Here is a 14,645-nt window from a genome sequence, read left to right on the forward strand (position 1 = left end):
GGATTATCAGCATGGACAATCTTAAGTGCCGCTTTGATTTACCGTGAGTGGGTCATAGCTGTTCTTCTGTCTCGCGTACGCAGTGAAAATGAGGTCATCTTGTGACGGTTCTTAACCCTGAAATAGTAAATACCCTTCCGCTGGTAAAGATAAACATTGGGCGAATTAGTTACATTGCTTTGAATCATGCTTGTAAGCCCATAAGGGTTACACCGTAGGTTACAGTCAGCGACTGCCAAGAGGCTTTACGCCACGTCCCTAAGGGATTCAATAAGATAGGTACAGAAAGAAGGTCATGGAGCGAGTGAAGGGAATCGAACCCTCGTATGCAGCTTGGGAAGCTGCCGTTCTACCATTGAACTACACTCGCACAGAGAAGCGCGTGGCATTATAGCGCTATGCTGTTGCCGAGCAAGTAAAAAAACCCGGCAAAGCGCTGCTGTTTTAGCCAGTCATGCAGCTTCGGATAGCGGTAGGAACAACGTTTCATAGCCATTGGAAATGACGTGCCAGGCAAAGTAGGCAAATAGCAGTGCGGAAATCAGGCTGCAATAGAATGAGATCCGTTCTTTCAACAGACGCTGGCCGTACTTCACCAGCGCGGCAAGGAAAAACGTCCACAGTACACCACCGACGAAAAAGCCCAACAGAAACAGAGTAATCATGAAGGCAGAGCCATCGGTAGACTGCGCAATAATCGTGCCGCCGATCGCCGCAAACCACAGTAACGCCGTCGGTGACGCCAACGCCATGCCAACGCCGCTGAGAAACTCGGTATACCGCGCTGGTGGCACTGTAAAATCCGCCGCATTCGCTGTCACAGACAGGTCAGCGAAGCGTTTAACCTGATAGTCACGCCATGCTGCACGCGCCATGCTAAACGTCATCCAGATCAGAATAAGCCCCCCGCCAATCCATAGCACCCAGCGGACGGGCGTCAGGTTAAAGACCACCGCCAGACCCAGAACTGACAGCGTGGCATAAAACAGATCGCCGAAGCAGGAGCCCAGCCCGATATAAAACGCCGAACGCGCCCCATGCCGCAGCCCACGGTTAATAATCGCAGTATTGACCATTCCCAGATCGAGACAGAGTGACAGGGACAGCAGCATCCCCGTGAAGACAACTAACAGCATGGTATTCCCTTCGAGCGTTAAGCAATAAGGCGAGTGTAGAGCCCAAGGGAAATACTGTATTGTCAAAAATTGATACGGCGGAACTGCCCCGGTGTCATCGCGTTATAGCGGTTGAAGGCTTTAGTGAAATGCGCCTGATCGGCAAACCCAACATCGCCCGCAACCTGACTAATCGCAGTACCCTGCCGCAACAGTTCTCGCGCTTTACACATACGTCGCTGCATCAGCCATGCCAGCGGCGGTAACCCGACCGCCTGATTAAACGAGCGCACCAGATGTGCGACCGACAGGTTCTCCTGCTGCGCGAGCTGGTCGAGCGTCGGGACATCACTGAGATCGTTTAGCAACCCATCTTTGATCCGCGTGATCCGCTCAGCCTCTTTGACCTGACCTTGAGACGGCACATGATGCTGATTTTCCATCAACCCCGCGAGCAGCAGGATAATGCGCTCCTGACGCGTGTTGTCGTCCAAATCAGAGGTGACCAGCTGTTTTAACTCAGACGCCAATTGTGCCGACGGATTCCAGCCCCGTGAGAACCGAAAGGTTTGGTGGAAATAATGCTCGAATGCCCGCGGGTGAACGTACAAGGATGCGCACTGCCAGCGGTCAAACGCGTTGTCGCTGCCCTGTAGCTGATCGGGATTGTAGGTCGTCACCATATCGTTGGTGGCAACAAAGGTTTCGCCATCCAGCCAGACCGTCTCCAACCCACTGAGATTAGCGCTGATAACGAATTCGTCGTGTGTATGCCGTGGAAAACTGCGGCCGTTGGTTAACAGCGCCAGTTCAAACCAGACATCGCGGTACGTCATCATGGGGGTGTTCCGACAGTGAAGGAATGCCTGAAAATAGCATCTTCCCCCGTCGGGCGACAATCACAGAATGGCGCCAAGAATGCGAAGGTAAAACGAGATGATAATACTATCGAGGTGGGCTCGAGATACACGGGGCTACCACGGTGCGAGGTGTCCCTACAAGAACCTCATCCCAATGTTTCCCCTAAAATTTGGCATTGTCGATAGTAAAAAAACCGGTGCGATTGCACCGGTTTAATAAAGTATGACAACAACGTCAAGCTGGCTTTCTCTGCCTTACTTCTGCGGACGCATCGCTGGGAACAGAATAACGTCGCGGATGGTGTGGCTGTTCGTGAACAACATCACCATGCGGTCGATACCGATACCCAGACCCGCAGTTGGCGGCAGGCCGTGTTCCAGCGCGGTTACGTAGTCTTCGTCGTAGAACATCGCTTCGTCATCGCCTGCATCTTTAGCATTCACCTGCTGAGCAAAACGCTCTGCCTGATCTTCGGCATCATTCAGCTCGGAGAAGCCGTTACCGATTTCACGGCCGCCGATGAAGAACTCAAAGCGATCGGTGATTTCTGGATTCTGATCGTTACGGCGCGCCAGCGGCGACACTTCAGCCGGATATTCGGTGATGAAGGTCGGTTGAATCAGGCTGCTTTCTGCCGTCTCTTCGAAGATCTCGGTAACGATACGGCCCAGACCCCAGCTTTTCTCGATTTTGATGCCCAGAGACTGGGCGATCGCGGTCGCTTTCTCCAGATCGTCCAGATCGGCAACGTGGGTTTCAGGACGGTATTTGCAGATCGCTTCGCGCATCGTCAGCTTCTCGAACGGCTTACCGAAGTCGAATGTCTGGTCGCCGTATTCCACCATCGTCGAGCCCAGCACGTCCTGCGTCAGCGTACGGAACAGGTTTTCCGTCAACACAATCAGGTCTTTATAATCGGCATACGCCATATAAAGTTCCATCATGGTGAATTCAGGGTTGTGACGTGGCGAAACGCCTTCGTTACGGAAGTTACGGTTGATCTCGAACACACGCTCAAAACCACCCACAACCAGACGCTTCAGGTACAGTTCCGGCGCGATGCGCAGGTACATGTCGATGTCCAGCGCGTTATGGTGCGTGATGAACGGACGGGCAGACGCGCCGCCGGGGATCACCTGCATCATTGGCGTTTCCACTTCCATAAAGCCGTTATCCACCATGAAGCGGCGGATGGCAGCCATCACGTTAGAACGGATGCGGAAGGTATTGCGTGATTCGTCGTTGGCAATCAGATCCAGATAGCGTTGACGATAGCGGGTTTCCTGATCGGCCAGACCGTGAAACTTATCCGGCAGTGGACGCAGCGCTTTGGTCAGCAGACGCAGTTCGGTACAGTGGATAGACAGCTCGCCAGTTTTGGTTTTGAACAGCTTGCCGCGCGCGCCCAGAATATCGCCCAGATCCCACTTCTTGAACTGCTCGTTATAGATGCCTTCCGCCAGATCGTCGCGGGAAACATACAGCTGAATACGGCCACCGACGTCCTGCAAGGTCACGAAAGAGGCTTTACCCATGATGCGACGGGTCATCATACGGCCCGCAACGGTCACTTCGATGCCCAGTTCTTCCAGCTCTTCGTTCTCTTTGGCATCGAACTCAGCGTGCAGACGATCGGACGTGCTGTCACGGCGGAAATCATTCGGGAATGCGATCCCAGTTTCACGCAGCGCCACCAGCTTTTCACGACGCGCTTTTAATTCATTATTCAGATCTTGCGCCTGATCGGCACCCTGTGATTGTGATTCAGCCATGTGAATTCTTATAACCCCGCTTTTAAACTTGCTTCAATAAATTTGTCCAGATCGCCATCCAGTACCGCCTGAGTGTTACGTGTTTCCACTCCGGTACGTAAATCTTTGATGCGCGAATCATCCAGAACATAGGAACGAATTTGACTACCCCAGCCGATATCAGATTTGTTGTCTTCCATCACCTGTTTCTCAGCATTTTTCTTTTGCATCTCAAACTCGTACAGCTTGGCTTTCAGCTGTTTCATCGCCTGATCTTTGTTTTTATGCTGGGAACGGTCATTCTGACACTGCGTGACAATGTTGGTCGGAATGTGGGTAATACGCACCGCAGATTCTGTCCGGTTAACGTGCTGACCACCCGCACCGGATGCGCGGTACACGTCAATACGCAGGTCGGCTGGATTGATTTCGATATCAATATCGTCATCCACTTCCGGGTAGACAAACGCGGAGCTGAATGAGGTGTGACGGCGGCCGCCGGAATCGAACGGGCTCTTACGCACCAGACGGTGTACGCCAGTTTCAGTACGCAGCCAGCCAAACGCATAGTCACCGATGATCTTGATGGTGGCGGATTTCGTACCGGCCACGTCACCGTCTGACTCTTCAATAATTTCGGTTTTAAACCCTTTGGCTTCCGCCCAACGCAGGTACATACGCACTAGCATGCTGGCCCAGTCCTGCGCTTCCGTACCGCCAGAACCCGCCTGAATATCCAGATAGCAATCCGCACTGTCATACTGGCCGGAGAACATACGACGGAATTCGAGCTGGCCTAATTTATTTTCCAGCGTATCCAGTTCTACCGACGTCTCATTAAAGGTGTCTTCGTCTTCTTCTTCCACCGCGAGCTCAAGCAGACCATTCACATCTTCCAGACCCTGAGTCAGTTGATCGATAGTGTCTACGATAGCTTCCAGCGAGGAGCGTTCTTTCCCCAATGCCTGAGCGCGTTCAGGCTCATTCCAGACATCAGGCTGTTCCAGTTCTGCGTTTACTTCTTCGAGGCGTTCTTTCTTGGCATCATAGTCAAAGATACCCCCTAAGAACGGCACTACGTTCAGACAGATCCTGAATGCGGTTTTTTACCGGATTAATTTCAAACATGATTTTTTATATTCTTACGTTAAGTCGTTGACAACGGAATGGTGTAACCCGCCATTCTAGCGGATAAAAGGCGCATTTTATAGACTTTCTGCCCACCGTATGTGGTTCACGCGCGCGGCCACAGATGTTGGATCATCAATTGCACCGAGCGTTTACCACGAAACTCATTAATATCCAGCCGATACACCATTTCCACTTCTTTAATGCTCGGATCCGGCCAGATGGTGGTATCGACATTGAATGCGATACCATCTAACAGCGGCACAGCGCCAGTTGCGCCTATCGGTTCAAACATCGCTTTCAAATGGCGTTCTTTGAGTAGACGGGGTTGCAGAATACGGAAGCAACCATCGAACGTCGGTTCAGGGAATGCCTGCCCCCACGGCCCGGCGTAGCGCAGCATTTCTGCCGTCGATAACAAATCCAGCTCCGGCAGAGCCAGTTCACCATCAGACCAGACAACGCCTTCAAGCTGAGATGGGTCCAGCCATTCGCCAACCAGTTCGCCGAAACGCAGCCGGAAATCGTCGAACCGATCTTCATGCAGCGATAACCCTGCCGCCATCGCGTGTCCGCCGAATTTATCCATCATACCGGGGTACAGTGTATCCAGCCGCTCCAGCGCATCACGCAGATGCAGACCAGAAATAGAACGCCCCGACCCTTTCAACATGCCGTCGCCCGCGGGCGCAAAGGCAATTACCGGACGATGAAAGCGTTCTTTAATGCGCGAAGCCAGAATACCGACGACGCCCTGATGCCACTCTGGGTGATACATCGCCAGCCCGTAAGGCAATTCAGTACGAGTGCGCTCCAGCGATTCACACAGACGCAGCGCTTCGACCTGCATTCCCTGTTCGATCTCCCGCCTGTCCTGATTCAACGCATCTAAATCATTAGCCAGCATGCGCGCCTGAGTAATATCGTTACTCAATAACAGCTCAACGCCGACCGTCATGTCATCCAACCGACCGGCGGCGTTCAATCGTGGCCCAAGCGCAAAACCTAGATCGCTGGAGACCAGTTGGCTGGCATCGCGGTTAGCCACTTCCAGCAGTGCACGAATGCCCGGGCGACACTCGCCCGCACGAATGCGGTTCAGCCCCTGTGCAACCAGAATTCGATTATTGGCATCCAGCGGTACGACGTCAGCCACCGTGCCCAGCGCGACCAGATCCAGTAATTCAGTGAGATTCGGCTTCGCCAGACCCTGTTGCGTAAAAAAGGGCTGCGTAAACCAGTCGCTATCACGCAAGCGCACGAACAGCGCCATCATCAGGTAAAACGCGACGCCCACGCCAGCCAGTGATTTGGAGGGAAACTGACAGTCAGGCAGATTGGGGTTAATCATGGCATCGGCAGCAGGCAAAACTTCGCCTGGCAGATGGTGATCGGTCACCAGCACCGAGATACCGCGCCGATGCGCATCTTCGACCCCCGCGTGAGAAGAGATTCCGTTATCCACGGTCACAATCACTTCCGCACCCAGCGCGGCAGCCTGCGCCACCACTTCAGGGCTTAGCCCGTAGCCGTTTTCAAAACGGTTCGGCACCAGATATTTCACGTTCACGCCGCCCATACTGCGCAGCGCTAATACGGTAAGCGCGGTGCTGGTGGCGCCATCGGCATCAAAATCGCCAACGATGACGATGCAGCGCTTCTCTGCCAGCGTGTGTTGCAGCAGATCAATCGCTTTATCAATGCCGCTGAGCAAACGGTAATTGAGTAAACCACTCAGACTACGTTCCAGCTCCTGCGCACCTTTCACGCCGCGCTGCGCATAAAGGCGACGCAGCAAGGGCGGAACGGTGTCAGGTAAATCAATGTCCTCCGCCAGCGGACGCCGACGGAGTTGGGTAATCATATCCACGTAGCATTAACCGCCGGTTTTCTTCGAAGCGTTGTGTGCTTCCAGCATCGCCAGCATTTCTTTCGGCCCTTGATATCCCGGCACGACCAGGCCGTCTTGCAGCACGATGGCAGGGGTGCCCTGCACGCCAAACTGGATGCCCAGTTGGTAATGCGCGGCGATATCGGTTTTGCACGTTGCTGCCGAGATCGCGTCACCCTTCATCGCGCTATCAAACGCTTTATTGCGATCGGCCACGCACCAGATGGACTGCATATCTTTCGCTGCCGGCGATTTCATGCCCTGACGCGGGAAGGCCAGATAGCGCACGGTAATGCCTAGCGCGTTGTAGTCTTTCATCTGTTCATGCAGTTTGTGGCAATAGCCGCAGGTGATGTCGGTGAACACGGTGATAACGTGTTTTTCCTGCGCGGCTTTATAAACAATCATTTGTTCCTGTAGTGCATCCAGCTTGCCGATCAGGATCTTATTAGTGGTGTTAACCGGCATGGTGCCGCTCACGTCGTAAAGCGGGCCTTGCAGCAAATGCTTGCCGTCTTCGCTGATGTACAGCACGCCGCTATCAGTAATGACGGTTTTCATACCCGCCATCGGCGAAGGCAGGATTTCCGCCCCTTGCATATCCAGACGCGTCAACGTCTGCTTGATCGCAGCATCATCGGCGTGTGCAAAATGGGTCGCCGTGGCCACCAGCAAAGAAAGCAGTAATAACCCTTTTTTCATTTCATCAATCCTGTGTTTTCGCAACATGGTTCGTAGCAAAATAGCATTGTACCAATGCGCTGTGATAGTAAGCGGGAAATCCCGCCAGCCAGATAACATCCTGTTACTCTGTATAATGACTTGGTGGTTACGTTATCCCTATGCGCGCGGATGGTGCTGCTGATGAAGCTGCTTCAGCCGTTCCGTCGCGACATGGGTGTAAATCTGCGTCGTGGAAAGATCGCTGTGCCCCAAGAGCATCTGTACGACCCGTAAATCCGCGCCGTGGTTCAATAAATGGGTCGCAAACGCGTGGCGCAAGACGTGCGGCGAGAGCTTTTCGCTGTCGATGGACGCCAGTACCGCATAATGCTTGATGCGGTGCCAGAACGTCTGGCGCGTCATTTGCCGTGCGCGACTGCTAGGAAACAGCACATCCAGCGTCTGCCCATTCAGCAGCCACGGGCGACCATGTTCCAGATAATACTCGATCCAGTACACCGCTTCTTCACCCAACGGTACCAGTCGTTCTTTATTCCCTTTCCCCAGCACTCGTACCACGCCCTGCCGCAGGCTGACATCGCTCATCGTCAAACTAACCAGCTCGGAAACACGCAGCCCCGTCGCATACAATACCTCAAGCATGGCCTTATCGCGTAATTCCAGCGGTTGTTCAATGCTTGGGGCGTTGAGCAACGCATCAACCTGCGCTTCGCTCAAATCTTTGGGTAGACGCTGTGGCAGTTTTGGCGATGACAGCACTGCGCTCGGATCGTCGCTGCGAAGCTTTTCCCGATAAAGGTACTGAAAGAAACGGCGCATCGCACTCAGCAAGCGGGCCGAGCTGGTTGCCTTGTAGCCCCCCTCGACTCTGTCAGCGAGAAACGCCTGAAGATCGAGCGACTGCGCCTGTAGCAAACCATTCTCATGATGTGCAAGCCACTCCGCGAGCGTTCGCAGATCCAGCCGATAAGAGGCCAGCGTATTCTCTGCCAGATTTCTTTCCAGCCACAGCGCATCGAGAAACTGTTCGATAAGCGCCCGATCGTGTTCTTGCATCGCCGTGTCCTTCTTCACTGATTGGCAATATTATGCCGATGAAGCAGCGACTTTACACCTTCATCAGGTCCGCATTCTCTCGTAAACAGAATTGTGCGTGATCTCACATATTCCGCGAGCATCAACATCACCATAACATTCTCCGGCAAAAATAAGGCCACGGCACATTATATTTTATGTATCGTCAATATATCGGAACAGGCTCCTTGAAGCCGTGTGTCTACTGGCATTGACCTTACTGAATCAACGTTGAAAAGCCGATTTTTCTGTGCGTAGAATGGCTGTTCGTGTTGTTAAAATAAAGAAACATTATGCAAGCCACCACCATCACTCCCACTCTCGATGCCGAAGCGGAAGCGCCACCCGTAAACTCACGCAATAAAGTGATTGTTGCGTCATTAATTGGCACCGCTATCGAATTTTTCGATTTTTATATCTACGCCACTGCTGCGGTGCTGATTTTCCCGCACATTTTCTTCCCACAAGGCGATCCGACTGCCGCGACGCTACAGTCGCTTGCCACTTTTGCGATTGCCTTTGTGGCTCGCCCTATTGGCTCGGCAGTCTTCGGTCACTTTGGTGACCGCGTTGGACGTAAAGTCACGCTGGTCGCTTCTCTGCTGACCATGGGGATTTCAACCGTTCTGATTGGGCTGTTACCGACCTACGAAACCATTGGTATTTTTGCACCGATTCTGCTGGCACTGGCGCGCTTCGGCCAGGGTCTGGGTCTGGGCGGTGAATGGGGCGGCGCGGCGCTGCTGGCGACCGAAAATGCCCCGTCCCATAAACGTGCGCTGTATGGGTCGTTCCCCCAGCTTGGCGCGCCGATTGGCTTCTTCTTCGCTAACGGTACCTTTCTGCTGTTGTCCTGGCTGCTGACGGAAGAGCAGTTCATGACCTGGGGCTGGCGTGTGCCGTTCGTCGCGTCCGCCGCGCTGGTGCTGGTTGGCCTGTATGTCCGTATCTCTCTGCATGAAGCCCCGGTCTTTACCAAAGCAGTCAAAGCCGGTAAGCAGGTGCGTATGCCGCTGGGCACGCTGCTCAGCAAGCATATGAAAGTCACGATCCTCGGCACCTTCATCATGCTGGCGACCTACACGCTGTTCTACATCATGACCGTTTACTCCATGACGTACGGTACGACGCCAGAACCTAAGGGGCTTGGCTTCTCACGTAACAGTTTCCTGTTGATGCTGATGATCGCGGTGATCGGCTTTGGTCTGATGGTGCCGGTAGCGGGCTATCTGGCGGATGCTTTTGGCCGCCGTAAGACCATGATTACCATCACCTGCCTCATGATCGTCTTCGCTATGCTGTTCCCTTATATGCTCGGTTCAGGTAATCAGGCGCTGGTGATGGGCTTCCTGGTGCTGGGTCTGAGCATCATGGGGCTGACGTTCGGCCCGATGGGTGCCCTGCTGCCGGAGCTGTTCCCGACGGAAGTGCGCTACACAGGCGCATCATTCTCCTATAACGTCTCGTCGATTCTGGGCGCATCAGTCGCACCGTATATCGCCGCATGGCTGACGGCCAACTACGGCCTGTTCTATGTCGGCGTTTATCTGGCTGCTATGGCATCACTGACGCTGATTGCACTGCTTCTCACCAAAGAAACGCGTCACCAGTCTTTGGGATAATTTCCCTTCAGTGGGGGCCACGGCCCTCACTGCACCTTTTCTTACTCCTGTTCTCCTTTTAGAATACCGACATCCAGCGGCACCCTTCGCCTGTCACGTTATCTCTATGGCCTGAAGCGAGTGCGCCCTTACTGATAGCAATTGTTTATAAAGAACTGAATATGAAAATCGGTCTATTTTACGGCTCAAGCACCTGCTACACCGAAATGGCGGCGGAAAAAATTCGCGACATTCTGGGTGAAGAACTGGTGGATCTGCACAACGTTAAGGATGTCGGCCCTCAACGTATGGAAGATTACAGTACGCTGATTCTCGGCATCCCAACCTGGGATTTCGGTGAGATTCAGGAAGACTGGGAGAACATTTGGGGTCAATTAGCGACGCTAAGCCTCAACGGCAAAGTCGTCGCGCTCTACGGTATGGGCGACCAGCTTGGCTATAGCGAATGGTTCCTTGATGCGCTGGGCATGCTGCATGACCAACTGCTGCCGCTGGGCGTAACATTTATTGGATATTGGCCAATAGAGGGCTACGACTTCACCAGTCCGAAACCGCTGACTGCCGACGGCAAACACTTTGTCGGGCTGGCGCTGGACGAAGTGAACCAATACGATCTCAGCGATGAACGGCTGGAACAGTGGTGCGAACAGATCCTGCAAGAGATGGCGTCATTACTGTAATCTGAGCTGAATGGTGATGTGAGCGGATACCTTTGCAACAGGTATCCGCGAATATTGATATCCGTAAAGGTTGAAGTCGTTTAGCGCTTTTGTAACCAGCGGGTACGCGCAGCGGTATCAAGGAAGCTCCACGCCACAAAGCGGCTTTGCTTCTGGCCTTGCGCCATATCTATCGTTCTGACCTTCTCCGCATCAACCGCTTCCAGCGCACGATAAATCTCCGGCAGGTTCTCTTTACGTGACACCAGCGACGTAAACCACAGGCACTGACGGGCAAAACCGGCGCTCTCTTTGATCATCTGACCAATAAAAGCGGACTCGCCACCTTCACACCACAGCTCATCCTGTTGCCCGCCAAAATTCAGCGGTGAACGCTTATCCAGCCCCAGATTGTGCAGTTTGCGCTGCGATCCCTGACGGGCATCCTCTGCAGACGCATGGAACGGCGGATTACACATGACGGCATCAAACGTGTCGTTCTTATGAATAATCCCTGCCAGTATTGCTTTGCTATTTTTCTGACGGCGCAGGCGAATCGACCGATTCAAACCGAGGTTTGCCTCAATCGTTTCATTAGCCGCTTTCATCGCCAGCGGATTGATATCACTGCCGGTAAAACGCCAGCCGTACTCACGATGCCCAATCAGCGGGTAGACGCAGTTGGCACCGCAGCCGACATCCAGCACGGACGCATCGCGCGGCACCACCGAACGGTTATCTTCCGCCAATAAATCGGCAAGATGATGGACGTAGTCAGCACGACCGGGGATGGGTGGGCACAAAAAGCCGTCTGGAATCGTCCAGTGCTCAATCTGATAAAAATGCTGCAACAACGCCTGATTCAGCGTTTTCACCGCCTCGGGATTGGCAAAATCCACGGATTCATCACCGTAGGCATTCACCTTTACAAACGGAATCAGTGCAGGATAGCTCTGTTTGAGCGCGGGAAAATCATAACGGTCACGATGGCGATTACGAGGATGCAGACCATTTTTTTGCACTGCGGGCTTAGTCATCAGTTATATCCAATCAATTTCAAAGCACGGCCAAATATTGGCCGAATAAAAACATTTCCAACGCACTGCTATCTCGCCCAGTGTTTCTGCTGCAAAAGAAGCTGACGTAGATGGCGCCACTCGTCATCGCCCATGCTGTCCGATGCCAGCCACAGTTGTTGCTTGTCTTTAGCGTTAACCGCCTGCAATGACAGCAACACGCCATTCTTCAGCAGCCACGGTCGCTTAACGATTTGCCATTCCTGCTGCCGCCAGTTCAGGGTCGTTTCGCTGAGCAGAACGATTTCCCCCTGTCGGGATTTGATATTCCGTTGGCTACGGATAAAACCGAACATCACCATCGTGACCAGACAAAGCCACAGCCATGCATAACCGTCCGGCCACGGTGCCAGCAGAATGAGTAATACTAATAGACCATGCACCACCAACGACAGCAGTTGCATACGCCAGGAAACGCGAAGATCACATTGCCACTGGGCCACGGTCTTTATTTCGCGTCTGAATAAGGGAAATCATGTGTCTCAGCTCTCCGTCTTCCGGCTCACCGTGGTTCATCAGCCAGTTGAATAAATCGGGATCGTCGCTTTGTAACAAACGTACAAACGTACGCTTATCAGTATCATTAAGTGTGTCATAGTCATGCTCAAAAAACGGCATGATCGCGATATCCAATTCGCGCATACCACGGCGGCATGCCCAATGAATGCGTGATTTATTATCGATTTCCATATTTCATGTCCACCTTGTTATCGCTGCTTGCCGCTAGTGTACTCCGATTCCGGTAGCGGGTATCAACTGATAGTAACATTTTGACATAATTTACCGACGCGCACCGCGCCGAATGCGCTCAGCAGTATCAGGATGTGCTATGCCGTAACGCTGCGTGAATAACCACTTGCAAACCCTGAGCGCTCTTTTACCATTAGGCCATTCGGGTATCGCCCTTAGCGCAGGATTGTACTATATGGTTAATCAACATACGGCTCATCAACTTCCTTTTGCCTCACAGCCCCCATTTGCTTCCGCCCAACTGGCCGCCACGCTCATCTCGCTGGATGACTGGGCACTCGCCACGCTGGTCGGGCCGGATACCGTCAAATATCTTCAGGGACAGGTCACCGCAGATGTCGGGGCGCTGCCTGACGATCGGCACATCCTTTGCGCCCACTGCGACGCGAAAGGGAAAATGTGGAGCAACCTGCGTCTGTTCCATCACGGCGAAGGCTTTGCGTTTATTGAGCGCCGTAATCTACGCGACGCCCAGCTTAGCGAACTGAAAAAATACGCCGTTTTCTCAAAAACGACCATCGCACCAGACGATAACACCATCCTGCTGGGCGCAGCGGGTGCGGGCATCCGTGAGCTTCTGGCCTCTGTATTTAACCAGCTTCCAGACGCTGAACACCCTGTCGTGCAGCACGAAGGGGCTACCTTACTGCATTTTGCCCATCCTGCAGAACGTTTCTTGCTGGTACTGTCTCCTGAGCACAGTGCGTCGCTGCTTGAACAACTCGGCGATAAAGTCAGCCTGAATGACAGCCGCCAATGGCTGACGCTGGATATTGAAGCAGGTCAGCCCATCATTGACAGCGCAAACAGTGCGCAGTTCATCCCGCAAGCGACTAATTTACAGGCATTAAATGGGATTAGCTTCAGCAAAGGGTGCTATACCGGTCAGGAAATGGTCGCTCGGGCAAAATATCGCGGGGCTAATAAGCGCGCGCTTTATTGGCTGGCGGGCAAGGCAAATAAGGTGCCGCAGGCGGGGGACGATCTCGAATTGCAACTCGGTGAAAACTGGCGTCGTACCGGTACCGTGTTGGCCGCTAGCCAATTGCAGAACGATGATGTGTGGGTTCAGGCGGTATTGAATAACGATCTGAACGCAGAGAACCTTCTGCGCGTACGTGAAGATGCCGAAAGCCAGCTCACGGTCCAGCCTCTGCCGTATGAAATAACGGATTAATCTGACAAGCGGTACTGCGCATGAGTCAGGTTGGTTCATGCGCTTTATGTAGACTTAAATATAAAGATAAATCGCCAGAAAGTGGCAGATGCTGCCGCCCAACACAAAGCCGTGCCAAATCGCGTGATTATAGGGAATCCGCTTGCAGGCGTAGAAAATCACCCCCAGCGTGTACACCACGCCGCCCACCGCCAGCAGCGTCACACTCCCCGCCGCCAGCTTCATCACCATCTGGTAAATCACCACCAGCGACAGCCAGCCCATCACCAGATAGGTAATCAACGACAGTACTTCAAAACGGTGAGCAAACGCCAGTTTGAAAATCACGCCCAGCAGCGCCATGCTCCAGATGACGACCATCAGGCCATGCGCCAGCGGCGAATCCAGCCCCACCAGCAAAAATGGCGTATAGGTTCCGGCAATCAACAGATAGATGGCGCAGTGATCGAATTTCTTCAGCCACGGCTTAATACGCTGAGACGGAATCGCGTGATACAACGTCGACGCCAGAAACAGCAGAATAATGCTGCCGCCATAGAGGCTGTAGCTGGTAATCGCCACGCTGCCGGCGTCATTGTTGACTGCCTGCACCAGCAATAAAACCAGCCCCACAATCCCGAAAATCACACCGATTCCGTGGCTTATGCTGTTCGCAATTTCCTCTGCCAGAGAGTAATCCGACATTTGTTCATTTTTTGACATCAATCGATTCCGCAGTATTCGGCAACAGAACACGTCGTGTGCTGACGTTATTCGCCCGCCTTTCCTGCTTTCGTACAGGATGAAACAGGCGTAGGTGTTTAACCTTTGAGCAGATTAACTGAGAATAGTTTCAGTGTACACGTGTAAGCTAAAAT

14 protein-coding genes and 1 tRNA gene are annotated in these 14,645 nt (G+C 53.1%); 3 read left to right on the forward strand and 12 right to left on the reverse strand.

Features of this window, described 5'->3' with window-relative positions:
- Positions 1 to 296 precede the first annotated feature (296 nt).
- From JFY74_18240 to xerD, 8 genes are all read right to left on the reverse strand, one after another.
- Positions 297 to 370, reverse strand: a tRNA-Gly gene (locus JFY74_18240).
- 82 nt (positions 371 to 452) lie between these two features.
- Positions 453 to 1,136 carry a LysE family transporter gene (locus JFY74_18245; protein ID QQG27977.1) on the reverse strand — a complete coding sequence of 228 codons (684 nt, stop codon included), beginning with the start codon at positions 1,134 to 1,136 and terminating at the stop codon, positions 453 to 455.
- Positions 1,137 to 1,198: 62 nt separating this feature from the next.
- Entirely contained in the window at positions 1,199 to 1,954 is a 756-nt protein-coding gene (locus JFY74_18250; protein QQG27978.1) for an AraC family transcriptional regulator, read from the reverse strand.
- A gap of 276 nt (positions 1,955 to 2,230) precedes the next feature.
- A complete protein-coding gene (gene lysS / locus JFY74_18255; protein ID QQG27979.1) occupies positions 2,231 to 3,748 on the reverse strand; it encodes a lysine--tRNA ligase in 1,518 nt (505 codons plus the stop codon).
- Between the two features lie 8 nt (positions 3,749 to 3,756).
- Positions 3,757 to 4,855, reverse strand: a protein-coding gene (gene prfB, locus JFY74_18260; GenBank protein ID QQG27980.1) for a peptide chain release factor 2 whose coding sequence is annotated in 2 segments (ribosomal slippage) — positions 3,757 to 4,779 and positions 4,781 to 4,855 — 1,098 coding nt in all. Because the reading frame shifts where the segments join, the coding sequence is not laid out codon by codon here.
- A 106-nt stretch (positions 4,856 to 4,961) separates the two neighbouring features.
- Complete coding sequence (gene recJ, locus JFY74_18265) at positions 4,962 to 6,725, reverse strand: single-stranded-DNA-specific exonuclease RecJ (protein ID QQG27981.1); 1,764 nt, start codon at positions 6,723 to 6,725, stop codon at positions 4,962 to 4,964.
- 6 nt (positions 6,726 to 6,731) lie between these two features.
- Complete coding sequence (gene dsbC, locus JFY74_18270) at positions 6,732 to 7,448, reverse strand: bifunctional protein-disulfide isomerase/oxidoreductase DsbC (protein QQG27982.1); 717 nt, start codon at positions 7,446 to 7,448, stop codon at positions 6,732 to 6,734.
- A gap of 138 nt (positions 7,449 to 7,586) precedes the next feature.
- On the reverse strand, positions 7,587 to 8,486 hold the full coding sequence (xerD, locus tag JFY74_18275; protein QQG27983.1) for a site-specific tyrosine recombinase XerD: 900 nt from the start codon (positions 8,484 to 8,486) through the stop codon (positions 7,587 to 7,589).
- A gap of 311 nt (positions 8,487 to 8,797) precedes the next feature.
- Between xerD and JFY74_18280 the strand changes: the two genes are divergently transcribed.
- Both JFY74_18280 and fldB read left to right on the forward strand, forming a co-directional pair.
- Entirely contained in the window at positions 8,798 to 10,126 is a 1,329-nt protein-coding gene (locus JFY74_18280; GenBank protein QQG27984.1) for an MHS family MFS transporter, read from the forward strand.
- A gap of 161 nt (positions 10,127 to 10,287) precedes the next feature.
- Positions 10,288 to 10,806: a flavodoxin FldB gene (fldB, locus tag JFY74_18285; protein QQG27985.1), complete on the forward strand. Its 519-nt coding sequence runs from the start codon at positions 10,288 to 10,290 to the stop codon at positions 10,804 to 10,806.
- 80 nt (positions 10,807 to 10,886) lie between these two features.
- Here fldB and rlmF read toward each other — a convergent pair whose 3' ends face one another.
- The 3 genes from rlmF to sdhE form a co-directional block, all read right to left on the reverse strand.
- Positions 10,887 to 11,822 carry a 23S rRNA (adenine(1618)-N(6))-methyltransferase RlmF gene (rlmF, locus tag JFY74_18290; GenBank protein ID QQG27986.1) on the reverse strand — a complete coding sequence of 312 codons (936 nt, stop codon included), beginning with the start codon at positions 11,820 to 11,822 and terminating at the stop codon, positions 10,887 to 10,889.
- 68 nt (positions 11,823 to 11,890) lie between these two features.
- Positions 11,891 to 12,304: a protein YgfX gene (locus JFY74_18295; GenBank protein ID QQG27987.1), complete on the reverse strand. Its 414-nt coding sequence runs from the start codon at positions 12,302 to 12,304 to the stop codon at positions 11,891 to 11,893.
- Positions 12,285 to 12,551, reverse strand: a complete 267-nt coding sequence (sdhE, locus tag JFY74_18300) for an FAD assembly factor SdhE (GenBank protein ID QQG27988.1) — start codon at positions 12,549 to 12,551, stop codon at positions 12,285 to 12,287. Before sdhE ends, JFY74_18295 begins: the two co-directional genes overlap by 20 nt.
- 235 nt (positions 12,552 to 12,786) lie before the next feature.
- Here sdhE and ygfZ point away from each other — a divergent pair, with 235 nt between their 5' ends.
- Positions 12,787 to 13,788, forward strand: a complete 1,002-nt coding sequence (ygfZ, locus tag JFY74_18305) for a tRNA-modifying protein YgfZ (GenBank protein QQG27989.1) — start codon at positions 12,787 to 12,789, stop codon at positions 13,786 to 13,788.
- 54 nt (positions 13,789 to 13,842) lie between these two features.
- Here the strand turns inward: ygfZ and JFY74_18310 are convergent, their stop codons facing one another.
- Positions 13,843 to 14,490 carry a hemolysin III family protein gene (locus tag JFY74_18310; GenBank protein ID QQG27990.1) on the reverse strand — a complete coding sequence of 216 codons (648 nt, stop codon included), beginning with the start codon at positions 14,488 to 14,490 and terminating at the stop codon, positions 13,843 to 13,845.
- Positions 14,491 to 14,645 lie beyond the last annotated feature (155 nt).

Origin of the sequence: Pectobacterium carotovorum (assembly GCA_016415585.1) — a bacterium.
In the GTDB taxonomy this organism is placed as follows: domain Bacteria; phylum Pseudomonadota; class Gammaproteobacteria; order Enterobacterales; family Enterobacteriaceae; genus Pectobacterium; species Pectobacterium carotovorum_K.

What these genes read in the sequence shown, in the direction of transcription:
- dsbC (QQG27982.1), bottom strand. Translation starts at nt 7,448, where the DNA reads ATGAAAAAAGGGTTATTACTGCTTTCTTTGCTGGTGGCCACGGCGACC.
- xerD (QQG27983.1), bottom strand. Translation starts at nt 8,486, where the DNA reads ATGCAAGAACACGATCGGGCGCTTATCGAACAGTTTCTCGATGCGCTG.
- JFY74_18310 (QQG27990.1), bottom strand. Translation starts at nt 14,490, where the DNA reads ATGTCAAAAAATGAACAAATGTCGGATTACTCTCTGGCAGAGGAAATT.
- rlmF (QQG27986.1), bottom strand. Translation starts at nt 11,822, where the DNA reads ATGACTAAGCCCGCAGTGCAAAAAAATGGTCTGCATCCTCGTAATCGC.
- lysS (QQG27979.1), bottom strand. Translation starts at nt 3,748, where the DNA reads ATGGCTGAATCACAATCACAGGGTGCCGATCAGGCGCAAGATCTGAAT.
- fldB (QQG27985.1), top strand. Translation starts at nt 10,288, where the DNA reads ATGAAAATCGGTCTATTTTACGGCTCAAGCACCTGCTACACCGAAATG.
- sdhE (QQG27988.1), bottom strand. Translation starts at nt 12,551, where the DNA reads ATGGAAATCGATAATAAATCACGCATTCATTGGGCATGCCGCCGTGGT.
- JFY74_18250 (QQG27978.1), bottom strand. Translation starts at nt 1,954, where the DNA reads ATGATGACGTACCGCGATGTCTGGTTTGAACTGGCGCTGTTAACCAAC.
- JFY74_18245 (QQG27977.1), bottom strand. Translation starts at nt 1,136, where the DNA reads ATGCTGTTAGTTGTCTTCACGGGGATGCTGCTGTCCCTGTCACTCTGT.
- ygfZ (QQG27989.1), top strand. Translation starts at nt 12,787, where the DNA reads ATGGTTAATCAACATACGGCTCATCAACTTCCTTTTGCCTCACAGCCC.
- JFY74_18280 (QQG27984.1), top strand. Translation starts at nt 8,798, where the DNA reads ATGCAAGCCACCACCATCACTCCCACTCTCGATGCCGAAGCGGAAGCG.